The organism is Streptomyces tanashiensis, from assembly GCF_014648895.1.
GTDB classification, from domain to species: domain Bacteria; phylum Actinomycetota; class Actinomycetes; order Streptomycetales; family Streptomycetaceae; genus Streptomyces; species Streptomyces tanashiensis.
The window spans coordinates 132,331-157,103 of record NZ_BMRZ01000008.1 but is presented as its reverse complement, the minus strand read 5'-3'; the positions used below and the strand labels follow the sequence as shown (position 1 = coordinate 157,103).

General features: G+C 72.8%; 22 protein-coding genes. 13 read left to right on the top strand and 9 right to left on the bottom strand.

Annotated elements, in window-relative coordinates; all coding sequences use genetic code 11:
• Window positions 1-19: 19 nt before the first annotated feature.
• Complete coding sequence (locus IE237_RS23915; RefSeq protein ID WP_189804151.1) at window positions 20-946, bottom strand: TIGR03564 family F420-dependent LLM class oxidoreductase; 927 nt, start codon at window positions 944-946, stop codon at window positions 20-22.
• Window positions 947-1,023: 77 nt separating this feature from the next.
• On the opposite strand from IE237_RS23915, the gene IE237_RS23910 reads away from it, so the two are divergent.
• Entirely contained in the window at window positions 1,024-1,605 is a 582-nt protein-coding gene (locus tag IE237_RS23910; protein ID WP_189804150.1) for an HD domain-containing protein, read from the top strand.
• Here IE237_RS23910 and IE237_RS23905 read toward each other — a convergent pair.
• Window positions 1,574-2,512, bottom strand: coding sequence for a glycerophosphodiester phosphodiesterase (locus IE237_RS23905; RefSeq protein ID WP_189804149.1), 939 nt, complete (start codon window positions 2,510-2,512; stop codon window positions 1,574-1,576). The genes IE237_RS23910 and IE237_RS23905 overlap by 32 nt on opposite strands.
• A gap of 234 nt (window positions 2,513-2,746) precedes the next feature.
• On the opposite strand from IE237_RS23905, the gene IE237_RS23900 reads away from it, so the two are divergent.
• Both IE237_RS23900 and IE237_RS23895 read left to right on the top strand, forming a co-directional pair.
• A complete protein-coding gene (locus tag IE237_RS23900) occupies window positions 2,747-3,475 on the top strand; it encodes an IclR family transcriptional regulator (RefSeq protein WP_189804148.1) in 729 nt (242 codons plus the stop codon).
• A 161-nt stretch (window positions 3,476-3,636) separates the two neighbouring features.
• Window positions 3,637-4,107, top strand: a complete 471-nt coding sequence (locus IE237_RS23895) for a hypothetical protein (RefSeq protein ID WP_229842852.1) — start codon at window positions 3,637-3,639, stop codon at window positions 4,105-4,107.
• Window positions 4,108-4,173: 66 nt separating this feature from the next.
• Here IE237_RS23895 and IE237_RS23890 read toward each other — a convergent pair whose 3' ends face one another.
• From IE237_RS23890 to IE237_RS23875, 4 genes are all read right to left on the bottom strand, one after another.
• Entirely contained in the window at window positions 4,174-5,616 is a 1,443-nt protein-coding gene (locus IE237_RS23890; protein ID WP_189804146.1) for a GH1 family beta-glucosidase, read from the bottom strand.
• A gap of 49 nt (window positions 5,617-5,665) precedes the next feature.
• Complete coding sequence (locus IE237_RS23885) at window positions 5,666-6,568, bottom strand: carbohydrate ABC transporter permease (protein ID WP_189804145.1); 903 nt, start codon at window positions 6,566-6,568, stop codon at window positions 5,666-5,668.
• Complete coding sequence (locus tag IE237_RS23880; RefSeq protein ID WP_189804144.1) at window positions 6,565-7,578, bottom strand: carbohydrate ABC transporter permease; 1,014 nt, start codon at window positions 7,576-7,578, stop codon at window positions 6,565-6,567. The genes IE237_RS23885 and IE237_RS23880 overlap by 4 nt, the downstream gene beginning before the upstream one ends.
• Before the next feature lie 89 nt (window positions 7,579-7,667).
• On the bottom strand, window positions 7,668-9,017 hold the full coding sequence (locus IE237_RS23875) for an ABC transporter substrate-binding protein (protein ID WP_189804143.1): 1,350 nt from the start codon (window positions 9,015-9,017) through the stop codon (window positions 7,668-7,670).
• Between the two features lie 360 nt (window positions 9,018-9,377).
• On the opposite strand from IE237_RS23875, the gene IE237_RS23870 reads away from it, so the two are divergent.
• Complete coding sequence (locus IE237_RS23870; protein WP_189804142.1) at window positions 9,378-10,400, top strand: LacI family DNA-binding transcriptional regulator; 1,023 nt, start codon at window positions 9,378-9,380, stop codon at window positions 10,398-10,400.
• Window positions 10,401-10,474: 74 nt separating this feature from the next.
• Here IE237_RS23870 and IE237_RS23865 read toward each other — a convergent pair whose 3' ends face one another.
• Both IE237_RS23865 and IE237_RS23860 read right to left on the bottom strand, forming a co-directional pair.
• On the bottom strand, window positions 10,475-12,241 hold the full coding sequence (locus tag IE237_RS23865; RefSeq protein WP_189804141.1) for a glycoside hydrolase family 6 protein: 1,767 nt from the start codon (window positions 12,239-12,241) through the stop codon (window positions 10,475-10,477).
• A 71-nt stretch (window positions 12,242-12,312) separates the two neighbouring features.
• Entirely contained in the window at window positions 12,313-13,878 is a 1,566-nt protein-coding gene (locus IE237_RS23860) for a cellulase family glycosylhydrolase (RefSeq protein ID WP_189804140.1), read from the bottom strand.
• Between the two features lie 275 nt (window positions 13,879-14,153).
• Here IE237_RS23860 and IE237_RS23855 point away from each other — a divergent pair, with 275 nt between their 5' ends.
• The 9 genes from IE237_RS23855 (at window position 14,154) to IE237_RS23815 (ending at window position 24,058) form a co-directional block, all read left to right on the top strand.
• On the top strand, window positions 14,154-17,066 hold the full coding sequence (locus tag IE237_RS23855; protein WP_189804139.1) for a glycoside hydrolase family 48 protein: 2,913 nt from the start codon (window positions 14,154-14,156) through the stop codon (window positions 17,064-17,066).
• A 240-nt stretch (window positions 17,067-17,306) separates the two neighbouring features.
• On the top strand, window positions 17,307-17,846 hold the full coding sequence (locus tag IE237_RS23850; RefSeq protein WP_189804138.1) for a SigE family RNA polymerase sigma factor: 540 nt from the start codon (window positions 17,307-17,309) through the stop codon (window positions 17,844-17,846).
• Window positions 17,846-18,520, top strand: coding sequence for a hypothetical protein (locus tag IE237_RS23845; protein WP_189804137.1), 675 nt, complete (start codon window positions 17,846-17,848; stop codon window positions 18,518-18,520). Before IE237_RS23850 ends, IE237_RS23845 begins: the two co-directional genes overlap by 1 nt.
• 86 nt (window positions 18,521-18,606) lie before the next feature.
• The gene (locus IE237_RS23840; protein ID WP_189804136.1) at window positions 18,607-19,368 is read left to right on the top strand and encodes a MerR family transcriptional regulator; all 762 of its coding nucleotides are present in this window, start codon (window positions 18,607-18,609) and stop codon (window positions 19,366-19,368) included.
• Window positions 19,369-19,535: 167 nt separating this feature from the next.
• Window positions 19,536-20,147, top strand: coding sequence for a hypothetical protein (locus tag IE237_RS23835; protein WP_189804135.1), 612 nt, complete (start codon window positions 19,536-19,538; stop codon window positions 20,145-20,147).
• A 55-nt stretch (window positions 20,148-20,202) separates the two neighbouring features.
• The gene (locus IE237_RS23830; RefSeq protein ID WP_189804134.1) at window positions 20,203-21,708 is read left to right on the top strand and encodes a carboxylesterase/lipase family protein; all 1,506 of its coding nucleotides are present in this window, start codon (window positions 20,203-20,205) and stop codon (window positions 21,706-21,708) included.
• A 98-nt stretch (window positions 21,709-21,806) separates the two neighbouring features.
• A complete protein-coding gene (locus IE237_RS23825; protein WP_189804133.1) occupies window positions 21,807-22,271 on the top strand; it encodes a pyridoxamine 5'-phosphate oxidase family protein in 465 nt (154 codons plus the stop codon).
• 202 nt (window positions 22,272-22,473) lie between these two features.
• Window positions 22,474-23,625 carry a Cmx/CmrA family chloramphenicol efflux MFS transporter gene (locus IE237_RS23820; protein WP_189804132.1) on the top strand — a complete coding sequence of 384 codons (1,152 nt, stop codon included), beginning with the start codon at window positions 22,474-22,476 and terminating at the stop codon, window positions 23,623-23,625.
• Window positions 23,626-23,755: 130 nt separating this feature from the next.
• Window positions 23,756-24,058: an antibiotic biosynthesis monooxygenase gene (locus IE237_RS23815; protein WP_189804131.1), complete on the top strand. Its 303-nt coding sequence runs from the start codon at window positions 23,756-23,758 to the stop codon at window positions 24,056-24,058.
• Between the two features lie 20 nt (window positions 24,059-24,078).
• Here the strand turns inward: IE237_RS23815 and IE237_RS23810 are convergent, their stop codons facing one another.
• Entirely contained in the window at window positions 24,079-24,714 is a 636-nt protein-coding gene (locus IE237_RS23810) for a LutC/YkgG family protein (protein WP_189804130.1), read from the bottom strand.
• Window positions 24,715-24,773 lie beyond the last annotated feature (59 nt).

Sequence of the window (24,773 nt, the reverse complement as noted above, 5' to 3'; positions counted from 1 at the left end):
GGGATCGGGCCCCCCGGCGTCAGCCCCGCGCCAGCTCGCCGAGCAGCTTCCAGGTGCGGCGGCGGTCGTCCTCGCCGCCCAGGTCCGTCGAGGTGAACACCACCTCCGTCGCCCCCGCCTCGCGGTAGCGCCGGACCTCGGCGGCGACGGCCTCCTCGTCACCGATCACGGCCAGGCCGGCCGCCCCGTCGGCGCCGGAGAGCTCGATCGCGCGCCGGTACGAGGGGATCCGCTCGTAGAGCGCGAGCGCCTCGGCCGCCTTCTCCCGTACGCCCTCGGCGTCCGCCGTCACCACGCCCGGCACGAGGGCCACGATCCGGGGAGCCGGACGGCCCGCCGCCTCGGCGGCGGCGGTCACGGCCGGGACGACGTGCTCGGCGAGCGCACGCGGCCCCGCGAGGAACGGCAGGATGCCGTCGGCCAGTTCACCGCTGACCCGCAGGGCCTGCGGCCCCATCGCGGCGACGAGCACCGGCACCGTCGGACGAGCCCCCGGAACGGCCGCCGAATAGGGCGTCGTCGCGGTCAGCAGCTCCCCGTGGAAGTCGGCCTCGCCCGTCTCCAGGAGCGGCCGCAGGGCGGTGAGGAACTCCCTGAGCAGCCCGATGGGCCGCTCGTACGGGAGACCGAACCCCGTCTCCGTCAGATGCCGGGTGCCGAGGGCGAGCCCGAGGTGGTAGCGGCCGCCGGTGGCCGCCTGGGCGGTCTGGGCCTGGCTGGAGACGAGCAGCGGATGGCGGCCGAAGACCGGGATCGCGGACGTCCCCACCTGCAGTCCGGGCACCTCGCGCCCGACGATCGCGGCGAGCGAGGGCGAGTCGTAGGCGAAGGACTGGCCGAACCACGCCGAGTGCAGGCCGGCGTCGCGCGCCTCCCTCGCGAGCCGCACCGTGTCGTCGATCGGAAGCTGCCGGGAGGTCGAGGCGAGCGTCACTCCAAGAGTCATGTACTCGGCAACCTGCCGCTCCGCGACCGCCATTCCCGTCTCCGTGTGAACAGCGTGTGGCAGGCATGATGAGGCCCATGAAGACGCTCGCCGAAGTGGACGCACTGGCCGACCGCGCGCACGCCGGACAGGTCGACGGCATCGGGGTCCCCTACGTCGCCCATGTGCGCGCCGTCGCCGCCGGCCTGGAGCCCCTGGGCACGCACCTGGCCATGGCCGGTCTCCTGCACGACGTCATCGAGGACACGGAGTGGACGGCGGAGCGGCTGCGCGCCGCCGGGATCCCCGCCGGGGTCGTGGCCCTCGTCGAAGCCGTCACCAACCACCCGGACACGGCATACGAGGAGAAGATCCGCCTCATCGCCCGTGACCCCGAAGCCACCCTCGTGAAGATCGCCGACAACGCGCACAACAGCCGCGCCGACCGGGCCGCCGCACTTCCGCCCGCACGGCGGGAACGCCTCGCCGCCAAGTACCGTGCGGCCAGGGCCGTCCTGTGGCCGGCGGCCGACCCCGGAGACATCGCGACGATCCTCCGGGTGGTCAACCCCGGCCTCCTCACCGAACTGACGGGGACGGCCAGCCTGACGGGCGGGGCGGGCGCGACCGGCCGGCCGCGGGGCCGCCTCAGGCCTGGCGGCCGGCGATCCAGCCCGTGAGCTCCGTGGGCCGGTTGGTGATGACGCCGTCCACGCCGAGTTCGTCGAGGACCTTCCAGCGGGCGGCGGTGTCGACCGTCCACACGTTCACGGCCACGCCCGCCGCGTGCAGCTCGTCGACGGCGTCCGGACGCACGGAGAGAGCCTTGTCCGCGACGTTGTACGCGGCCAGGTGCAGCTCCGCCGCGACGGCGACCGGATCGGCGTCCAGGACGTCCCGCAGCAGACCCAACGGCAGTTCGGGCGCCTGGTCGTGCACGCGCTGCAGGGACGTGACGTCGAAGCTCTGGACGAACACCCGGCCGGTCATGCCCTGCTCGCGGACCTCCCGCACGATCCGGGCCACCTCGGCCTCGGAATGCCGGCCCTTGATCTCCAGGAGCAGGTTGCCGCCGCGCGTCCGCAGGTCCGCCAACTGGGCGGCGAGCGTCGGCACGCGCGCGCCGGCGAAGGACGGGGCGAACCAGGAGCCGGCGTCCAGGGCGTCCACCTGGGCGGAGGTCAGGGAGCGGAGCGCGCCCGTGCCGTCGGTCGTCCGGTCGACCGTCGTGTCGTGGAGGATGTACGGCACGCCGTCCTTGCTGGGCTGGACGTCGTTCTCGATCCACGTCGTCCCGCCACGACGGGCCACCTCCTCGGAGACCAGGGTGTTCTCGGGGGCGGCGGACGAGGCGCCCCGATGGGCGAACACGGTCAGCGGCGCCCCGGCCGCACGGATCCATCGGCTCGCCGCGGGCGTACCCGCGGCCGGGTGGTGCGGCGCCGCGGCGCGCGGTGTGTACGCGGCCGGCGCGGTGGAGAGGGAGGCGGGAGCGGCGAGGACCAGGGCCGCGGCGAGCACCGCCGGGCCGTAACCGAAGCGCCGGCGGATCCAGGGCCGGGGCGCGCGGAGCGGGAGCTGGTTCATGGACGCAGAGCTTAGGTACGGACGGTGGCCGCGCCGGGTCCCCACACCGGGCGGGATGTGACGAGTCGACAAATCCTGGTCTCCGACGGAACCCGCGAGCGGCAGGTACGACACGACACGTCGTCGGGTCCGAGCCCTTTCGCCGAATCGTCCGGTCTGCGGCATGGTGGGACGTGTGCCCGCAGTCGTGCCATCGGGGGACCACGGCCGGGCGTACGGAGTCAGGGGGCTCTCATGGACACCGGAACGGCACGGAGAACGGGCGACGTCGCGGAGGCGGCCGCGCCGGGCCGCCAGGAGCGCGGCCGGGGCGTGCTGGAAGGGGCGTTCGCGCTGCTCGACGCCCTGCGCAGGAACGGCGACGAGGCCGGCGTGACCGAACTCGCGCTCGCCTGCGGGGTGCCCAAGGGCAGCGTCCACCGGCTGCTCGACCAGCTGGTCGGGGTCGGCGCCGTCGAACGCAGGGGCAACCGCTACCGGGTCGGACCGCAGCTCTACCGCCTCGGCCAGGCCTGGGAACCGCACCCCGGTCTGCGCCCCGCCGCCCGGCTGCCGCTCCAGCGCCTCCGGGCCGTCACCGGCGCCAGCGTCGTCCTCGCCGTGATGCGCGAGGACATGGCGATCACGGTGAGCTCCGTGCCGGGCGACCTGGAGCCGCTGCTCCCCGTACGCGACGGCATCGCGTTCCGCCTCGACACCGCCGCGGGGAAGGCGCTGCGCGGGCCGCTCCGGGGCGGGGCGGTGTTCGACCGCGAGGACGTGATGGAGGGGGTGTGCTGCGCCTCGCTGCCGGTCCGCGCCCCGGACGGCCGTACGGTCGCGGCCCTCGCCGGCATGGTCCCCGCGGGCCGCGGACTCGACGACCTCGCCCGGGCCGTCGCCGAGGCGGGTGCCGCGATCACCCGCGCGCTCGCCCGCGGCGGACAGCGAAGACCGGTCCCGCCGACCGCCCTCGTCCTCTAGTTCCGGGCGCTGTTCCGTCCAGTGGAACGCGCGTAGAGCCGGGGCCTGCCCGCCGGGCACAGTGACTGTCGTGCCAGGGGGAAACGGCACCCGGGGCCGCCGGGGGAGGCGGACCGGACACCACGTCACGCGAGTGACCCGATGTGTGGGGGGACAACCACATGCGCAAGAACCGAGCCGTCCGAGCCGCCGCCACAGCCCTGCTCGGGCTCGGCAGCCTCGGCGCCTTCGCCGGCACCGCGCACGCCGAGCCGATCGACTACGTGAAGATCGAACTGTTCGAGCTGCACTGCCAGCAGAACAGCGAGGGCGACCACGACGAGGCCTACCTCAAGATCACCGACGCCAACGGCAACGCCGTCAAGGTCTGGCCCGGCAACGGCGTCAAGTACCAGACCATGGGCTCTGGTTACGTCCGCTCCATGGCGGACGGCAACGGCAACGCCGCGCTCATCCTCGGCAAGGAGCAGGCCCGCACCCTGACCCTGTGGGACTACGACTCCACCAGCGGCGACGACAAGCTGGGCGCCACGCTCGTCACCGGCAGCGAGGTCGGCGCCGAGACCCAGTGGCGCAGTGTCGAGGGCTCCGGCGGCGTGTACGTCATCGGCTACCGGGTCGTCGACATCTGATCGGACATCAGCACACGGGGAAGGGCCGTGCCGGTCGACCGGCACGGCCCTTCCCCCGCATCCGGCTCAGTCGCCGCCGGGCGCGTGCAGCTCGCCCGAGCGCGCCACCCGCGCGTACCAGCGGGCACTGGACTTCGGCGTGCGCTCCAGCGTGTCGTAGTCCACCCGGACCGCGCCGAACCGCTTCGCGTAGCCGTACGCCCACTCGAAGTTGTCGAGCAGCGACCAGAGGAAGTAGCCGCGCACGTCCACCCCGTCCGACAGCGCCCGGTGCACCGCCTCCAGGTGCGCGTGCACATAGGCGGCCCGCTCCGGGTCGTGCACCGAACCGTCCGGGCCGACCACGTCCTCGTACGCCGCCCCGTTCTCGCTGATCACCAGCGGAAGACCGGGGTACGCGGCGGAGACCCGGGTCAGCAGGTCGTACAGCGCGCTCGGGTCGACCGCCCAGCCCATCGCCGTCGGCTCGCCCCCCGCCCGGTGGAAGGCGACGGCGTCCGCGCCGGGCCACGGCGAGTGCTCGCTGTTGCCGTGCCCGTCGTCCTGCGGCTTCTCCGCGCCCTCCGGCACGTGCGAGACCACCGTCGGCGTGTAGTAGTTGATCGCGAGCAGGTCCAGCGGCTGGTTCGCCGCCGCGGTGTCGCCGTCCCGGACGAAGGACCAGTCGGTCAGGTGCGCCGTGTCGGCGAGCAGGTCCTGCGGGTAGGCGCCCTCCAGCATCGGGCCCAGCCAGACCCTGTTCCCGACGGCGTCGATGCGGCGGGCCGCGTCCAGGTCCTCCGCCGAACCGGTCAGCGGGCGGATCTCGTGCAGGTTGAGCGAGACCGCGAGCTGCCGGTCCGCCGGCAGCTCGGCACGCAGCGCCTGCACCGCGAGACCGTGTCCGAGGTTGAGGTGGTGGGCGGCGCGCAGCGAGGCCACCGGATCGGTCCGGCCCGGGGCGTGCACCCCGGAGCCGTACCCCAGGAAGGCGCTGCACCACGGCTCGTTGAGCGTCGTCCACCGCTTCACCCGGTCGCCGACGGCGCCGGCGACGATCCCCGCGTACTCGGCGAACCGCTCGGCGGTCGCCCGCTCCGGCCAGCCCCCCGCGTCCTCCAGCTCCTGCGGCAGGTCCCAGTGGTAGAGGGTCAGGGCCGGCTCGATCCCGGCCGCGAGCAGCTCGTCGACGAGCCGCCGGTAGAAGTCGAGCCCCCGCTGGACGGCCGGGCCCCGCCCGGTGGGCTGGACACGGGACCAGGAGACGGAGAACCGGTAGGCGTTCAGGCCGAGTTCGGCCATGATCCCGACGTCCTCGCGGAACCGGTGGTAGTGGTCGACGGCCACGTCACCGGTGTGCCCCTCGAAGACCTTGCCGGGGGTGTGCGAGAAGGTGTCCCAGATGGAGGGGGTGCGGCCGTCCTCCGCCGCCGCTCCCTCGATCTGGTACGCGGCGGTGGCGGCGCCCCACAGGAAGTCGGCGGGGAACGAGCGGGTGGCGGTGAGCGGCCGGGTTTCGGGCGCGGTCATAGGAGAGGGCTCCCAACACGGGTACGGGGTTACGGAGACGAGTGGACGGTCAGCTCTTCACGGCGCCGGCCGTGATGCCGCCGACGATGTGCTTCCCGAGGAAGGCGAAGACCAGCAGCAGCGGCACGGTGGAGAGGAGCGCGCCGGTCAGCACCACGGCGTGGTCCACGGTGTGATTGCCCGCGCCGAGGCCGGCGAGCGCCACCTGCAGGGTGGGGTTGCCGTCCGGGGTGAGCGCGATGAAGGGCCAGAAGAAGTCGTTCCAGGCCTGGACGAAGACGAGCATGCCGAGGACGGCCATGGCGGGCCGGGCCACGGGGAAGACCACGTGCCAGATGATCCGGAGGCTGTGCGCCCCGTCCATCCGGGCCGCCTCCACCAGCTCCGTCGGCAGCGCCTCCACCAGGAACTGACGCATGAAGAAGACGCCGAAGGCGGCGACCAGCGAGGGCAGCACCACCGACTGGAGCTGGTCGAACCAGCCGAGGTCCGTGATGATCTGGTAGAGCGGGATCACGCTGAGCTGCGGCGGGATCGTCATCGTCGCGACCACGAGCGAGAGCAGCATGCCCCGGCCCCGGAAGGGGAGTCTGGCGAAGGCGAAGCCGGCGAGCGTCGAGAACAGCACGGTGGACAGGGCCACCAGGCTCGCCACGATCGTGGTGTTGACCAGCGCCTCGCCCATGTCGACCTGGTTCCAGGCGAAGCTCAGGTTGTCCAGGAGCCGCCTGCCGGGCAGCAGCGGCGCCGGGGCCTCCACGACCCGCTCGCCGGTGTGGGAGGCGGCGACCACGTTCCAGTACAGCGGGAAGAGCGAGACGACGGCGGCGACGACGAGCAGGACGTACGTCAGCGGGCCCGCGTGGTGCTGGCGGCCGGCCGACGGACGGAAGCGGCGGCGGGGGGCCGGGGACGCGGCCTCGACGGGTGTGGTGTCGAGCGTGCGGGTCATGAGGTCGATCCCCTCGGCTTCGTGCGGTCGCGGCGGGAGACGAGCGCCTGGACGCCGCCGATCAGGAGGAGCAGCAGGAGCATCACCCAGGCGATCGCGGAGGCCTGGCCGAGCGCGCCGGTCACCCAGCCCTTCTCGTACATCAGCAGGCTCAGCGTCTGGAACTGGTTGCCGCTGCCGCCGCTGATCCCGACGCTTCCGCCGTAGAGCATCGGCTCGCCGAAGAGCTGCGTGGCTCCGATGGTGGAGACGATGATCGTGAAGAGGATGGTCGGCCTGATCGACGGGACGGTCACGCTGATGAACTGGCGCAGGCGCGAGGCGCCGTCGAGGGAGGCCGCCTCGTAGAGGTCCTGCGGCACGGCCTGCATGGCGGCCAGGTAGATCAGCGCGTTGTACCCGGTCCAGCGCCAGGTGACGATCACCGAGATCGCGATCTGCGCCGGCCACTTGGACGACTCCCAGTCGACCGGGTCGATGCCGACCCAGCCCAGGAGGCCGTTGATCATCCCGTAGTCGGTGTTGAACAGCTGGGCGAAGACCAGGGTCGCCGCCGCGATCGAGGTGGCGTACGGGGCGAGGATCGCGACCCGGAAGAAGCCGCGGCCGCGGAGCTTGTAGTTGAGCAGATGCGCCAGGCCCAGGGCCATGAGCAGCTGCGGAACGGTCGATATCACCCCGATGGTGAAGGTGTTGAGGAGCGCGTTCCAGAAGAACTCGCTGGTGGCGAGGTCGGTGTAGTTCTCCAGGCCCTTCCAGGTCGGGTCGCCGCCGAGCTCGACCCGGTTCAGCGACAGCCAGCCCGTGTAGATCAGCGGGAAGAGGCCGAAGGCCGCGAAGGTGAGGAAGAAGGGGGCGATGAAGACGTACGGGGTCGCCTTGATGTCCCAGCGGTGGAGGGTGCTGCGCAGGCCGCCCCGGGAGGAGCGGCGGCGCCGGGAGCCGGGGGAGGCGGGCGGTGCGGCGGGCGGCGGGGAGTCGTCCCGCTTCGCCCGAACGGAGGTGGCCACGGGGGCGTCCTTCCAGGTCGATGCGTGCGGTGGTGCGGACGGTGCCGGTCCGCCGCCCGCGGGCGGCGGCGGACCGGCAGGCGCCCCCGCTACTGGTCGATCTTGTCGTCGACCAGCTTCTTGACGTTCTCCCAGGCCTTCGCCGGGTCGGTGCCGCGCTGCTCGATGTCGAGGATGCCGTTGTCGGTGAGGAAGGTCTTCACCTGGCCGTCGTAGCGGCTGATGGCGGCGGGGGTGATGCCGGCCGCCGCGCTGGAGAAGATCTTGCCGACGGGCGTGTCGCCGAAGTACGGCAGCTTCGCCTCCTGGACCGCGGAGGAGAGGAGCGTGTCCTTGGACGAGGGGATGTTGCCGTTGACCGCGAACACCTTGGCGTGCTGCTCGGGGGCGGTCAGCCAGGCGGCGAGCTCGGCGGCCTCCTTGGTGTGCTTCCCGGCCTTGGGGACGGCGAGGAAGGAGCCGCCCCAGTTGCCGGACACCGGCGGCGCGGCGATGTCCCACCTGCCCTGGTTGGCGGGTCCCGCCTGGTCCTTGATGATGCCGGTCATCCAGCTGGGGCAGGCGACCGTGGCGAACTTCGAGTTCTTGAAGGCCGCGTTCCACGTTCCCTTCTCGTCGAACTGGCGCAGCTTGGCGGTGAGTCCGCCCTGGGCCGCCTTCACGGCGGTCTCCCAGGCCTTCTTCACGCCGGGGCTGTTCTCCCAGTCGAGCGTGCCGCCGGCGTCGGCGTACTGCACCGGGTCGCTGGAGACGACGGCGTTGAAGAGACCGCTCGCGGAGTCGTGGAAGGCGGTGCCGGCGGGCGCGGCCGCCTTGTACTTCTCGCCGGTCTCGATGAACTTGGACCAGTCGCCGGCCCAGAGCTTCGCCACCTCCTCGCGGGCGGTGGGCAGCTTGGCCTTGGCGAAGAGGTCCTTGTTGTAGCAGATGGCCATGGGGCCGATGTCGGTGCCGAGGCCGATGACCTTGCCGTCCCCGGTCGTCGCCTGCTTGACCTTCCAGTCGAGGAAGTCGCCGAGGTCCGCGCCGCCCTCCTTGCCCAGGTCGACCCACTTGCCGGCCATGGCCGGGCCGGTCGCCTCGGCGATGTAACCCACCTCGACGGCCTGGATGTCGGCGAGGCCGCTGTTCCGGGAGAGGCGCAGCTTCAGCGTGTCCCAGTACTTCTGGCCGTCGGAGACGTTCGACTCCTCGATCTTGATGCCGGGGTGCAGCCGCTCGTACTCGGCGTAGAGCTTGGCGCCGGTCTTGTCGTCGTAGCCGAAGGAACCGAAGGTCCCGATCCGCAGCGTGATCTTCGGGGAGCCCTGGCCGCTCGCGCCGCCCTTGCCGCCGTCCTCGTCGCTGCCGCAACCGGTGAGCAGGGCCGTGCCGGTCACGACGACGGCGACCGCCGCGATCGCCGCACGGCGTCCGCGTCTGCTGCTGGAAGTGCGCATTCCACTCTCCTCGTCCAAGGTGGTGCTCTCTGTGCGCCAAGAGGCCCGGCCGGCTGATCGCGGCTCGGCGGCGCCTGCCGGGTCTGTGGGGCAAGGCTGTGTCGCGCCCCGTATGGGAGCGCTCCCACGTCGTTGCCGGAAGGTTGCTGCCTGGCGGGTGCGAGTGTCAAGACATGAACGCGGATTCGTTACCGGAAGGTTTTCCGGGGGTTTCGCGGCATCCCGCGGCCATCGGGCCGTCATCTCCTGAACGCGGGCGCGTGGCGCGGCGAGGCGGCGGTGGACTAGTGTGGGAGCGCTCCCATGCCTTGGTGGGCGTCGGTGAGCAGCGCGTTGTCCTACGAGGGGAGTTCGGGAGTCGTGAGCGGACGGCAGAGCGGCAGACCCACCCTGGAGCAGGTCGCGGCCAGGGCCGGGGTCGGCCGGGGCACGGTCTCCCGGGTGATCAACGGTTCCCCCCGGGTGAGCGAGCGGACCAGGACGGCCGTCGACAGAGCCGTCGCCGAACTCGGCTACGTACCCAACCAGGCCGCCCGTGCCCTGGCGGGCAGCAGGACCGACGCGATCGCGCTCGTCATCCCCGAGGCCGAGGCCCGGCTCTTCGCGGAGCCCTACTTCCTCGACCTCATGCGCGGTGTCGGCGCCGAACTCGCCGAGGCCGACAAGCAGCTCCTGCTCACCCTGGTCCGCAGCGAGCGGGAGCGCCGGCGCTTCGAGCAGTACCTCGCGGCCCAGCGCGTCGACGGGGTGCTGCTCGCCTCGGTCCACGGCGACGACCCGCTGCCCGACCGCGTCAGGGACCTCGGCCTCCCGGTCGTGATGAACGGCCGCCGCACCGAGGCCGAACCCGTGCCGTACGTGGACTCCGACAACATCGGCGCCGGCCGGGCGGCCGTCGCCCACCTGGCGGGGCGCGGCCGGAGCCGTGTCGCGACCGTCACCGGGCCCCTCGACATGTACGTGGCGCGGGCCCGCCTCGGCGGCTACCGGGCCGGTCTCGCCGAGGCCGGCCTCCCGCCCGACGAGGCCCTGGTGGAGGCCGGCGACTTCACCGAGGAGGGCGGCAGGCGGGCCATGCGGCTGCTGCTCGACCGCAGGCCGGACCTGGACGCCGTGTTCGCCGCCTCCGACGTGATGGCGGCGGGCGCGCGCGGGGTGCTGCGGGAGGCCGGCCGCCGGGTGCCCGAGGACGTGGCCCTCGTCGGCGTCGACGACTCGCCGGTGGCGCGGCTGATGGACCCCCCGCTGACGAGCGTGCGGCAGCCCATCGAGGAGATGGGCCGCTCGATGGCGCGGATGCTCCTCCAGGACATCGCGCGGGCGCCCGAGGAGCCGCGCCGGCACGTGCTGCCGACGGAGCTCGTGGTCCGCGCCTCCTCCTGACGGGCTCTCCGGGGCACGCGTACGGGCGGCCCCGGGGGATCCGGATCCCCCGGGGCCGCCCGGTGCGGCGGGAGCTACAGCGCCGGGTGTGCGTTCTTCAGGAGCTCCTGGAACTGGGCCGAGAACCACTTGCCCGCGAGCGGGGCGTCCGGCAGCGCGCCCGACATGCTGTTCCCGTTACGGACGTTGCCGGTGTACGTCGGGTCGCACATCCGGTCGAAGCCCTTGCCCTCGTCGTTCGGGATCTCCTTCGAGGCGCCGTCGGACTCGCCCGGGGGCTTCATCCAGACGTACGCGTCGATGCCCGCGGCCGGGGCCGCCTGGGGGCGCTCGCCGAGGCCCGCACCGGACTGGTTGCACCAGTTGCCGGGGTTGAGGCGCCGGTCGTAGCGGCCGCCGTTGACGTACGTGTCGACGCTGGTCGTGGCGCCCGGACCGGTGGGCCGGGCGGTGCCGCCCCAGCCGTTGCGGGAGGTGTCGATCAGCATGCCGAGGCCGGCGTCGAAGCCGAGCGACACGAGCTTGGTGCGCATGGCCTGGGCGTACGACAGTTCGTCGGTGTAGCGGTTCCAGTCCACCCACTTGGACTGGCGCACGGAGACGCCGTTCACGCTGTCGCCGATTGTGAAGTGGTCCTCCTTCAGGGCGCTGTAGTTGGCGGTGTTGACGATGAAGCCGTGCACGTTGGAGAGGGTCGAGCCCTCGGCCGTGGCGGCCTGCTTGAAGAGTTCGGCGGAGGGGCCGAAGTTGTCGTCCCAGCCCAGCCAGCCGTGGTGGCCGGCGTCGATGTAGTTGTAGACGTTGCCGATCGCGCCGAGCTTCTTGAGCGCGTAGCCGACGCCGGTGATGTAGTTGCCGTTCGCCTTCATGACGTCGCAGTTGGCGGTGGCGGTGGGGCGTCCGGAGACGTTGGTGACCAGGTTGGGCAGGGAGTCGATCTCGACCGTGGTGACGATCCGCAGCCCCGCGTACTTGGAGTCGGCGAGGATCGCGGCGATCGGGTCGATGTACTCGGTCCTGTAGCGGCCGATCTCCGTCGGGCCGAGCTCGCCGTTGGAGGCGAGGGCGGCGCAGTCGCGGCCGGGCAGGTTGTAGATGACGAGCTGGACCACGAGCTCGCCGGAACCCTTCTGCTTCAGGGCTTCGTCGAGGTGGGCGCGCAGGCCCATGGAGGTGCTCGAACCGTTGATCGCGGCGATCCGGTCCAGCCAGACGCCGGTGGGCTGCTGGGAGACCTTGGTGCCTCCGGGCTCGGCCGCGGCCTTCGCGGACCACTCGGGGTTCACGTACACCTTGGCGCCGGCGTACGGGTTGTCGGCCTTGGTGCCGGCCGGCGGGGTGGTGGGCGGCGTGGTCGGCGGGGTGGTCGGGGGAGTGGTGGGCGGCGTGGTCGGGGGTGTCGTCGGCTCGGTGGCGCCGTTGCAGACGACTCCGTTGAGCTTGAAGGTCGCCGGTACGGCGTTGGTGCCGCTGTAGGAGCCGTTGAAGCCGAAGGAGGTGGAACCTCCGGTGGCCAGGGTCCCGTTGTAGGAGACGTTCTTGGCGGTCACGGCTGCGCCGGACTGGGTGAGGGTGGCGTTCCAGCCCTGGGTGACCTGCTGGTTGCCGGCGTAGGACCACTCCAGGGTCCAGGCGGCCACCGGGTCACCGGTGTTGGTGACGGTCACGTTGGCGCCGAAGCCGGTGTTCCACTGGTTGGTGATCTGGTAGTCGACCTTGCAGCCGGGGGTGGCGGCGCCGGCGGCGGCGGTGCCGAAGACGGTGGCGGTGGCGCCGGTGGCCGTGATGAGGCCGAGTGCCGCCAGGAGGGCGGTGCGGCTGGTGCGACGGGTGCGGCTCATGCGGGTGGGGATTCCTTTCAGAGGTGTGGTGCGGGAGGTATGGTGCGGGAGGTGCGGTCAGGAGGTGCGGTTCAGGGGGTGAGGGCGCGCAGGTGGTCGCGCAGCCCGATGCCGAACGCGGTGGGCGTGCCGTCGTACGAAGTGATCAGCGCGGGACCGGAGTTGCAGTTCCAGGTGTTCCAGGTCCAGCCCAGGTACGAGAGGCCGCGGTCGTCGAACCACTTCATGACGCGGTCGATGAACGCGTGTCCGCAGGTGTTCTCGCCGATCTCGCCCGCGAGAAGGGGGACCTGGGCGGCCACCGGGGCGAGGGTGTCGCTCCAGCACGTCTCGTCGGAGCAGGTGTTGAAGTTGTAGACGTGCCAGGCGGCGGCCAGATTGCCCGCCGGGTCCGTGCGGCGGTGCGCGAGCCACTGGCTCAGGTCGTTGGAGTACGCGAGGCCCGGTACGAGGACGAGGTTTCTCGCTCCCGTGGCGCGGACGGCGTCGACCAGGTCCTGCATGCCGGCGACCTCGTAGCCGATGCCGGGGCAGGTGCCTCCGTCGCGCCAGCAGGACCAGGCCTGTGCCGCGGTGGAGGTGGCCCGGTCCGGGTAGGGCTCGTTGAACAGGTCGAAGACGACCCGCCTGTCGTTCTTGAAGGTGTTCGCGACCGAGGTCCAGAACGCCGGGGTGTACTGGGCGCCGGGCATCGGCTTCTGGCAGGAGGCGTGCACGTCGGAGCAGCCCGACGAGTTCCCGGTGTACTGGCCGTGGGTCCAGTGCAGTTCGACCACGGGGGTCATGCCGTGGGCGAGCACCTTGGCCACCAGGTCCTTGACGGCGGCGACGTAGGGGGCGCCCCGGTACTCGGGCTCGATGTTGTCGAGTCCGAGCCAGCACTCCTCGTTGAGGGGGATGCGGACGGTGTTGGCCTTCCAGTCGGCGATCGCCTTGACGGAGGCGTCGTCGACGGGACCGTCGAAGAAGCCGTAGCCCTGGACGCACATGAACTCGCCGCCGGAGCGGTTGACGCCGAGGAGGCGTCGGGTGGCGCCGTTCTGGTCGGTGAACCTGTTGCCGGAGACGCCGAGTTCGGGCGCACCGGTCACGGGGGTCGGGGGCGTGGTCGGAGGTGTGGTGGGGGGAGTGGTGGGTGGGGTCGTCGGGGTGGTGGGCGTGGGCGTGGGCGTCGGGGTCGGCGTCGTGGAGGTCGGGGTGGGTGTCGGCGTCGGGGTGTCCGTGCCGCACGGCGTGCCGTTGAGCGTGAACGCGGTGGGCGCCGTGTTGGCACCCGTCCAGGAGGCGATGAAGCCGCCCGAGACCTTCGCGCCCGTGCCGAGCGCGCCGTTCCAGCTCTCGTTGACGACCGTGACGGAGGCTCCGGACTGGGACCACTTCCCGCCCCAGCCCTGACCGACCACCTGACCGGCCGGGAAGTCGAAGCCGAGGCTCCAACCGCTCAGCGCGGCACCGTTGTTGGTGACGGTGACGGCGCCCTGATAGCCGCCGGCCCACTGGCCGACGACGGAGTACTCCACCGTGCAGGCGGGTGCGGCCGAGGCTCCGGCGGCCGTACCCATGACGGCGAGAGCGGTGCTCGCCATCGTGAGCGCCGCTCCTGCGAGCAGCGCGGACAGACGTGGGGGATGTCGCATGAGCGAGTCCTCACAGCGAGGGCACACTCCTGACGGTGTGCCGACTGGATGGAATCGCTCCCACTGGGTCGGGGCAGACCGTAGCGGCAACTACCGCCAAGGAAAAGAGGAGTTGGGTAAATTCCCCGGCTTTTGGCTTCGACTTCCTCACACACCTTGACGGCGTTGGGCCCCAACTGCACAGTGGGAGCGCTCCCACTGGTTCAGAGCTTGACTGTCGCACCTTCCAGCTCTTCGCATCCCCGACCTCCCGAGCCGCGAGGAGAACCACCCACATGTCACGCCTCCGACCGCGAACGCGACCACGCCGGCAGCTGACCGCCCTGGCCGCCGCGCTCTCCCTCCCCCTCGGCCTCACGGCCGTCGGCGCCACCACGGCCCAGGCCGCCGCCGTCCAGTGCAGCGTCGACTACAGGACCAACGACTGGGGTTCGGGCTTCACCGCCGAACTCACGCTCACCAACCGGGCCGCCGAGCCCCTGAACGGCTGGACGCTGACGTACTCCTACGCCGGCGACCAGAGACTCACCAACGGCTGGAGCGGCGTCTGGTCGCAGTCCGGCAGGAACGTCACGGTGACCAACGCGTCCTGGAACGGCACCCTCGCCGCGGGCGCCGCCACCACCACCGGTGCCCAGTTCACCTACAGCGGGACGAACGCGGCCCCCACCGGCTTCGCCGTCAACGGCACCCCGTGCGCCGGCGCCCATCAGCCCCCGGTCGCGGTCCTGACCAGTCCGGCCCCCGGAGCGGTCTACACCGAGGGTGACGCGGTGCCGCTCGCCGCCACCGCGGCCGCGGCCGACAGCGCCACCGTGAGCAAGGTGGAGTTCTACAGCGACACCACCCTCCTCGGCACCGACACCACCGCGCCCTACACCCACAGCGCGAGCGGTCTCACCACCGGCACGCACTCCCTGTACGCCAAGGCCTACGACAGCCTCGGCGCCTCCGCGGAGTCGGCGCCCGTCGGCATCACCGTCGCCGCCGGACCCGCGCTCGTCGCCTCCCCGAGCCGGCTCGGCGTACGCCAGGGCAGCACCGGCACCTTCGACCTGAGGCTCTCCACCGCCCCCACCGCCAACGTCACCGTGAGCATCGCCCGTACCTCCGGCAACACCAACCTCACCGCGACCCCGGCCACGCTCACCTTCACCCCGGCGAACTGGAGCACCGCCCAGAAGGTGACCGTCGCCGCCGCGTCCACGGGCACCGGATCGGCCGTCTTCACGGCGACCGCCCCCGGCCACACCAAGGCGGAGGTCACCGTCGCCCAGCTGGCCGCGAACTCCACGTACGACGCCCGCTTCCTCGCCCTCCACGGGAAGATCACCGACCCGGCCAACGGCTACTTCTCGCCCGAGGGCATCCCGTACCACTCCGTGGAGACCCTGATCGTCGAGGCGCCCGACCACGGGCACGAGACGACCTCCGAGGCGTACAGCTACCTCATCTGGCTCCAGGCCATGTACGGCAAGATCACCGGCGACTGGACCAAGTTCAACGGCGCCTGGGACACCATGGAGAAATTCATGATCCCCGCCCACGCCGACCAGCCCACCTCCTCCTCCTACAACGCGGCCAAGCCGGCGACGTACGCCCCCGAGTGGGACCTCCCCTCCCAGTACCCGGCGAAGCTCGACTCCGGCGTCACCTCCGGCTCCGACCCGATCGCCGCCGAGCTCAAGAGCGCCTACGGCACCGACGACGTCTACGGCATGCACTGGATCCAGGACGTCGACAACGTGTACGGCTTCGGCAACGAGCCCGGGAAGTGCTCCGCCGGACCGACGGCGACCGGCCCCTCGTACATCAACACCTTCCAGCGCGGCCCGCAGGAGTCCGTCTGGGAGACCGTCACCCACCCCACCTGCGACACCTTCTCCTACGGCGGGAAGAACGGCTACCTGGACCTCTTCACCGGGGACGCCTCCTACGCCAAGCAGTGGAAGTACACCAACGCGCCCGACGCCGACGCCCGCGCCGTCCAGGCCGCCTACTGGGCCGACCTCTGGGCCAAGCAGCAGGGCAAGGGCGGCCAGGTCTCCGCGACCGTCGGCAAGGCCGCCAAGATGGGCGACTACCTGCGCTACGCCATGTTCGACAAGTACTTCAAGAAGGTCGGCGACTGCGTCGGACCGACCGCCTGCCCGGCCGGCACGGGCAAGGACAGCGCCCACTACCTGATGTCCTGGTACTACGCCTGGGGCGGCGCCACCGACACCTCGGCCGGCTGGTCCTGGCGCATCGGCTCCAGCCACGCCCACGGCGGCTACCAGAATCCGCTCGCCGCCTACGCCCTCAGCTCCTACGCCCCGCTGAAGCCCAGGTCGACGACGGGCGCGGCGGACTGGGCGACCAGCCTCGGCCGGCAACTGGAGTTCTACCGGTGGCTCCAGTCGGACGAGGGGGCCATCGCGGGCGGCGCCACCAACAGCTGGCAGGGCCGCTACGCCACCCCGCCGGCCGGCACCCCCACCTTCCACGGCATGTACTACGACGAGAAGCCCGTCTACCACGACCCCGCGTCGAACCAGTGGTTCGGCTTCCAGGCCTGGTCGATGGAGCGGGTGGCCGAGTACTACCAGCAGACCGGCGACACGAAGGCGAAGACCGTCCTCGACAAGTGGGTGAGCTGGGCCCTGTCCAGGACCACGATCAACCCGGACGGCACCTACCGCATCCCCTCCACCCTCCAGTGGTCCGGCGCGCCCGACACCTGGAACGCGGCGAACCCCGGAGCCAACGCCGGACTGCACGTCACCGTCGCCGACTACACCGACGACGTCGGCGTCGCCGCCGCCTACGCCAAGACGCTCACCTACTACGCGGCCAAGTCCGGCCACGCCGAGGCCGAGCGGGTCGCGAAGGCACTCCTCGACGGCATGTGGGACCACCACCAGGACCCGCTGGGCATCGCCGTCCCGGAGACCCGCGCCGACTACAACCGCTTCGACGACCCCGTGTACGTGCCGAGCGGCTGGACCGGCACCATGCCGAACGGCGATGCGGTGAACTCCTCGTCGACCTTCGCCTCGATCCGCTCCTTCTACGAGAACGACCCGGCCTGGCCGAAGATCGAGGCCTACCTGGCGGGCGGCGCCGCCCCCGTCTTCACGTACCACCGGTTCTGGGCCCAGGCGGACATCGCCCTGGCCATGGGCTCGTACGCGGAGCTGCTCGAATAACAGCCGCCCCGCGAGAGCGGGCTCCGCGTACGACGAGGCCGGGCGGCCCCCGCAAGGGTCCGCCCGGCCTTCGGCCGACCCGGCTGGACAGCTCGTCGAGCCGACGCCTAGGGTCGGGAGCCGAATCGTCGGGCGGACGCCCGGAACACCGGGAAACGTCCAGGAGCGCGTACGTGGTCACCCTCGCCGATGCCGCACGCCCCGCCGGCGCCCGCGCCCTCTCGCGCACCGAGGACGGTCGTGTTCGCGCCGGGCGATGAGGACGACGACAGAGCGGCGGAGTTCCGGGCCTTCTTCGAGCGCCACTACGCCGAACTCGCGCGCCTCGCCCATCTGCTGACCGGCGAGACCGATGCCGCGGACGACCTCGCCGCCGACGCCATGCTCGCCCTCTGGAACCGCTGGGACCGGGTCCGCGCCGCCGACCACCCCGCCGCCTACGCCCGGGGCGTCGTCACCAACCTCGTCCGCACCCGCATCCGCGGCACCGTCCGTGAACGGCGCCGGATCGCCGCCTTCTGGGACCGGCGCCCGGAGCACACCGAGGACCCGGACGTCCCCGCCGTCGTCGACGTCCGCACCGCACTGCGCGCGCTGCCCTTCCGCAAGCGCGCCTGTGTCGTGCTCCGGCACGCCTTCGACCTCTCCGAACGCGACACCGCCCTCGCGCTCGGCGTCTCCGTCGGCACGGTCAAGAGCCAGACCTCCAAGGGCATGGCGGAACTCCAGCGGCTGCTCGGCGACCGGGCCGCCACCGAACTCGCCGCGGGGAGGCACTGATGGACGAGGCACAGCTCCGCCGCGAGCTGCGGGAGGCGGCGCACGCGCACCGGCCCGACCACGCGCGCATCCTCGCCAGGGTGGAACGCGGCCTCGCCGCGCCCGCCCCGGCCGGGCGGCGCACCCGGGCCCCGGGCCGCTGGAGCGGGCGACGCCGCTGGACCGCGGTCGTCGCCGTCACCGCGGCCGTCGCGGGGGTCGTCGGCCTCGGCGGCCTCGCGGTGACCACCCTCGACGACCGGCACGCCGGGCCCGCCACCGCCCTGCCCGCACCCGGCCCCACGGCCAGGGCGGCCGGCACGATCGACCCCGGCAGCAACCGCTGGTGGGCGCAGAGCGACCTCGCCGTGATGACGGACTCGCCGGTCGCCGGCCTCACCGTCGAGCTGCGGATCGCCCGTACCCCCGGCGTCGTGAGCACCGGCCACTGGCGCACCCGCCCCGCCGAGGACTTCACCGTCACGGTGACGGAGGAGCCAGGGGCCCTGGTCTACACGTGGACGCTCAAGGCGGGCCGCACGGTGCCGCCCGGCCCCCACACCTTCGCCGCCCAGTACAACCACGCCGAAGGCGTACGCGAGGCCTCGGCCGACACGTACACCGTGCTCCTGACCGGCCCCGACGGCGGCCGCACGACCCTCCGGGGCGGCTTCGCCCCCGGCGGCGGGGCCTGACGGACTTGCGGTTGACGCGGCGTCAACTCCTACGGTCTTCGTACGGGGCCGGAGACACCGGCCCCCGGCGAAGGAAGGACACCGTCATGGCCTGGTCGATCGCGGACGTGGCCCGGATGTCCGGGGTGACCTCCCGGACGCTGCGGCACTACGACGAGATCGGTCTGCTGACGCCCGCGTGGACCGCGAGCGACGGGCACCGCCACTACGAGGAGCCCCAGCTGCTGCGCCTCCAGCAGATCCTGCTCATGCGGGAGCTGGACCTCGGCCTGCGCGAGATCCGGGAGGTCCTGGACAGCGGGGCCGACCGCGTGGCCGTCCTGCGCGAGCACCACGCCCGGCTGCTCGTGGAGCAGGACCGGCTCGGCACCCTGGCCCGCACGGTCGCCCGCACCATCGCCGAACTCGAGGAAAGCGAGGACCAGGACATGGTGAGCATCAACCGCCCCGAGAACCTCTTCGAGGGCTTCCAGGCCGACCCCGGGATCGAGGCCGAGGCCCGGGAGCGGTGGCCGGAGGCGTACGAGCAGTCCCGGCAGGCCGTCGAAGGGCTGACCCCCGAGGCCACCGAGCAGTGGCAGCGCGACGTCACCGCCCAGATGATCCGCTTCGCCGAGCACATGGCCGCCGGTACGCCCGCCGCCGACCCGGCGGTCCAGGCCGAGGTGGAGGCCCACTACCGCGACGTCTGCCGTTTCTGGACCCCGTGCGCCGAGGCGTACCGGGGGCTGGCCCGGACCTACGTCGAGGACAGCCGGTTCCGCGAGAACTTCGACCGGATCGCCGACGGTCTCGCCGAGTACCAGCGGCGCGCGATGACCGTCTACGCGGACACCCGGCTGAGCTGAGGCCGAGGGGGCGCCGCCGAAGGGAGCGCCCGCGACCTCGGGGCGACCCCCTCTCGTCCGTGCGGCGGAGGGGGTTCGGTCCGGTGGGTGATCCGGCGGCAGCTCGCGGGCGGGATCGTCGTCGGTGAGGGGCCGACCGCCGGCCCACCGACACCGAGGACCGCGTGATGACGACGCTTCCGCGCAGCGAGGACCGCGCACCGGTCGCCCCCGGCCGGTTCCGTGCCGCCTGGCGCTCCGCCCACCGGCCCGTCCCGGGGGTCTCGCGCCGCACCCGACTCCTGGCCTACGCCGTGCCGTTCACCGTCCTCCCCGCCGGGCTCTGGCGACTCCCCGCCGCCTTCGACGCCGGGATCGGCATCGGCGAACGCCTGTACATCGTCTTCCTCTCGCTCTTCTCCGAAGCCGTCGCGTTCACCGCGATCGGGCTCGTCGCCCGCTGGGGCGAGGTCGTCCCCTCCTGGGTCCCGGCCCTGCGCGGCCGAAGGATCCCTCCGGCCGCGGTGCTCGTCCCCGCCGCCCTCGGCGCCACGGCGCTCACGCTCCTGTGGACCGTACTGACCCTCACCACCGAGATCATGGGCACCACCATCCGGGGCGACACCCTGCCCGCCGACTTCCCGAGCCGGACCGGTGGTTGGACGGCCGTCTCGTACTACGTCTGCTACGCACCGCTGGTGCTGTGGGGGCCGCTGCTGGCGGTCCTGACCGTCGCCTACGGCAGGCGGCGCCGGCGCGAGGGACCCCTGCGCACCGGCATTGACACCGGTTCTGCGTGAATCGGCGTGATCTTGGTGTTGGTGCCGGTCAAGGGCGCGATGGCAGGCTGAGGCCATGGACATCTTCAGGACGACGCGCGGTGCGGTGCGAGGCTTCCGGGCCTCCGCCGACGTCGTCGCCGTGCTCGGAATCCCCTACGCCGCACCGCCGTTCGGCGGCCTCCGGTTCCGGGAACCCGCCCCGGCGGCCGCATGGACCGGGGTACGGGACTGCACGGCCTTCGGCGCCGTCGCCCCGCAGTCGGCGGAGCTGCCCGGCTCGCCCGTGTGGTCGCCCGGCGACGAGGACATCCTCACCGTCAACGTGTGGACCCCGGCCCCGGACGGCGGTTCGCTGCCCGTCCTGGTCTGGATCCACGGCGGCGCCTACCCCTTCGGCTCCTCGGCCCAGCCCGACTTCGACGGCGACGCCCTGGCCCGCGCCGGTCTGGTCGTGGTCACCCTCAACCACCGGCTCGGCTTCGAGGGGTTCGGGCACATCGCGGCCTCCGGAGGGACGTCGTACCCCGACAACCGGGGCCTGCTCGACCAGGTCGCGGCCCTGCGCTGGGTGCGGGAGAACATCGCCGCGTTCGGCGGCGACCCCGGGAACGTCACGGTCGCCGGCCAGTCCTCCGGCGCGGCTTCGGTCGCCTGCCTCATGGTGATGGACCGGGCGCGCGGCCTGTTCCACCGCGCCGTCGTCCACAGCCCCGCCAGCCCCCACTACACGCCCGACATCGCCGCCGCGACCACCCGCGAGGTGGCCGCCGCGGCGGGCTGCCCGGCCACCGCCGAGGGCCTGGCCGCCGCGACCCCGCAGGCCCTGGTCAGCGCCTCCGACCAGGTCGTCGAGAAGTACCGGCGCGACCCCGCCTCCGGGTCGCGCCACTACGACCCCTCGCTCTACGCCCCCGTCCTCGACGGGGACGTCCTGCCCGCCGACCCGCTCACCGGGCTCGCCGCCGGAGCGGGCCGGGACGTGGACCTCCTCGTCTGCCACACCAGTGAGGAGTACTGGCTGCTCGACGCCGTCGGCAGCAGCGCGAAGGTCACCACCCAGGAACAACTGGACCGATTCGCGCAGGACTTCGGGCTCCCGGACGGACTCGTCGCCGGCTATCGCGCCGCGCGGCCCGAGGCCCCGGTGCTCGACGTGTACCTGGCCGTCTTCGGCGACCTCCTCTTCGGGGAGTACGCCCACCGGCTCGCCGAGCAGCACACCCGGGGCGGCGGCCGGGCGTTCCTGGCGCGCTTCGACCGCCGGCGCCGCGGCCCGCACGAGGCCGTGAGGGCCTGGCACTGCGCGGACGTCCCCTTCGCCTTCGGCAACGTCGGCAAGGACTGCGTGGCCTTCCTCATCGGCGGCGCGCCCACCACCGCCGACCACGGACTGGCCCGCCGGATGGTGCGGGCCTGGGCCGACTTCGCCGCCACCGGAGACCCCGGCTGGCCGCCGTACGACTGCGTCACCGGGCGGGCGAAGGTGTGGCGGACCGATGACGAGGGCGAGGGGCCGGACGGTCCCGTCGTTCTCCGCGCGCTCTGGGAGCGGGCCGGATTCCCCCTGCTGCGCCCCTGATCCCGGACCGGTCGTCGGGCACGAGGGCGCCGGGGCGCCCGTGCTGTGACCAGGCCCCGCGCGAGGCTTTCCCGGAACGGCCCCGTACGGTCTGGAGCATGACGAAGACTCAGACTCCGCGTGACCCCGCCCGCCGTGTACGGGACGTTCTCGGTCGTCTCGACGAGGAACAGGACATCTGGGTGTCCACGGCGGACGCGGCCGGAGAGCCGTACCTCGTGCCGCTCTCCTTCCTCTGGGACGGCACCCACCTCTGGCTGTGCACCCGCATCGGCAACCCCACCGGCCGCAACCTCGCCGCCGGGGGCCGGGCCCGGCTGGCGCTCGGGCACACGCGCGACGTCGTCCTGCTCGACGGCGAGGTCACGGCCTTCGGGCCGCGGGAGGTGCCGGTGGAGGTCGCGGACGCCTTCCACACGAAGACGGGCTGGGACCCCCGCGGCTCGGGTCCCGCGTACCACTGGTTCCGCGTGCGCCCGACGGGCGTCCAGGCCTGGCTGGAGGAGCCCGAGCTGGAGGGACGGGACATCATGCGCGACGGCGCCTGGGTGGCGACACCGTGATCCGCCGGGCCGGAAAACCGGATGCCCCGGGCGGGAGAGCACGGTAGCCTGCCCGGCATGTCGAGCCCCGAAGCATCCAGGGTGGGGGCTTTCGGTCACGCCGTCAGCCCCCTGCACCACTGAGTACACCGGCACGCGCCTGGGGCGCTGACCGCGGTGACGAGACGAGTCCTCTCGTGCTTCTCCTCACCCCGGAGCCTCGATGCCTCTCCCGCTCTACCTGCTCGCCCTGGCCGTCTTCGCCATGGGCACCTCCGAGTTCATGCTCGCCGGCCTCCTGCCGGACATCGCCACCGAGCTCGACGTCCCCGTCGGGACCGCCGGTCTGCTCACCTCGGCCTTCGCCGTCGGGATGGTCGCCGGCGCCCCCCTGACGGCCGTGCTCGCCCGCGGCCGGTCCGGCAGGTCCGGCCTCCTCGCGTTCGTCCTCGTGTTCCTGGCCGCCCACGTCCTGGCCGCCCTCACCACGAGCTTCCCCGTGCTTCTCGCCACGCGTGTCGTCGCCGCCCTCGCGAACGCCGGGTTCCTCGCCGTCGCCCTGACCACCGCAGCCGCCCTCGTCCCGCCCGAGCGGAAGGGCCGCGCACTCGCCGTCCTGCTGTCCGGCACGACCGCGGCCACGATCGCCGGCGTCCCCGGCGGCGCGCTGCTCGGCACGCTGTTCGGCTGGCGTGCCGCGTTCTGGGCGGTCGCCCTCCTCTGCCTGCCCGCCGTCCTCGGCATCCTCCGCGGCGTCCCCGACCCGGAAGGGGGCGAGGCGGGACGGCCGTCGTTGCGGGCGGAGCTCTCGCGGCTGAGGCGTCCGCGGCTCCTCCTGGTCATGCTGCTCGGCGCACTCGTGAACGCCGCCACCTTCGGCAGCTTCACCTTCCTCGCGCCCCTGGTGACCGGCACGACCGGGCTCGGCGCCGTGTGGGTCCCCGTCGTCCTGGTGCTCTTCGGCGCGGGCTCCTTCGCCGGGGTGACCGCCGCCGGACGGCTCGCCGACCGGCGCCCCGGGTTCGTCCTCGCCGTCGGGGCCCCGCTGCTGCTCGCGGGCTGGCCGGCCCTGGCACTGCTCGCCGCGTGGCCGGGCGCCCTCCTGGTCCTCGTGTTCGTCCTGGGCGCGCTGTCGTTCGCGGTGGGCGCCACTCTGATCACCCGGGTCCTCCACGAGGCCGACGGTGCCCCCACCCTGGCCGGCGCCTACGCGACGGCCGCGCTCAACGCCGGAGCCGTCGTCGGTCCGCTCCTCGCGGCGGTGGCCCTCGGCACGGCGGCCGGTGACCGGGGCCCGCTCTGGACGAGTGCGGCTCTCGTCGGAGCCGCCGTGCTGGTCGCCCTGCCGCGGAGGCGCGTGGTCGCCGGAGCCTGACGGGGCGTGATCCGGGCGCCGGATCGCTCCCATCGACCGAACCGTTCAGTCTTGACGGTGAACTGGTCGGTATAGTTCAGTCGTTCCCGGCGTCGGCGCGGGCCGTCGGCCGTGACGAGGGAGGCGGAAGATGTTCGCGGTGGTCTACCGGTGGCGGCTGCGCCCGGGGCGGGAGCAGTTGCTCATCGACGGCTGGCACCGGGTGACCCTGGCCATCCACCAGGAGTGCGGAAGCTACGGCTCCCGGCTCCACAAGGCGGACGACGGGACCTGGGTGGCGTACGCGCGCTGGCCCGACCGGGAGACCCGGGAGAAGTGCGGAACCCCCGACCCGGAGGGCGAGGCGATGATGCGCGAGGCGATCGCGGAGTACTTCCCCGAGACGCGCCTCGCCCTCGTCGACGACCTGCTCGCCGAACCGGAGGCCGACTGACGAGCGGCCGGAGCCCCCTCTCAGCCTCCGGTCACCAGGACGACCTCCAGGGTCCGCGGCCCGTGGACGCCCTCCACCCGGTCCAGTTCGATGTCGCTCGTCGCGGAAGGACCCGAGATCCAGGTCAGCGGGCGCGCCGGGTCCAGCCGGGGGAGCGCGAGCGGCACCGAGGCCACCACCTGCTCCGGGGCCCGCACCACACAGAGGTGCAGATCGGGGACGAGCGTGAGCGCCCGGCGGCCCTGGCCCGGACCGCCGTCGAGGACGATCGTGCCGGTCTCGGCGATCGCGACCGCGCACCCCGTCACCACGGCGTCCGTGCCGTCCAGTTCGTACGGGGTCGCCCGGGGCTCGTCCGACCGCAGCTCCACCTCGGCCGCGGAGAGCCACTCCCCGGGCAGCCCGGGCGGCACGACGACGCTGCGCGCGCCCCGCTCCGCGAGGAGCCTCGCGAGGAGTCCGGCCAGACCGTCGGGGGTGGTGCGGTGGACGTGAGCCCGGTAGTCGGCGAGGTTCTCGTGGAGCAGGTCGAGGAGGGCGTCCGGGTCGTCCGGGGTGTGGCTGGTCCGGTAGTCGCGGGCGACGGGTTCGGCCTCGGGCGCGTCGGCGACGGCGGCACGGATCCGGGCGAGGATCCGCGCGCGGGAGTCGGTCATCTGCGGTTGCTCCTCGCGGGGTTCCGTGGCTGGAGGTCGGTCATGAGCGGCGCCCGCCG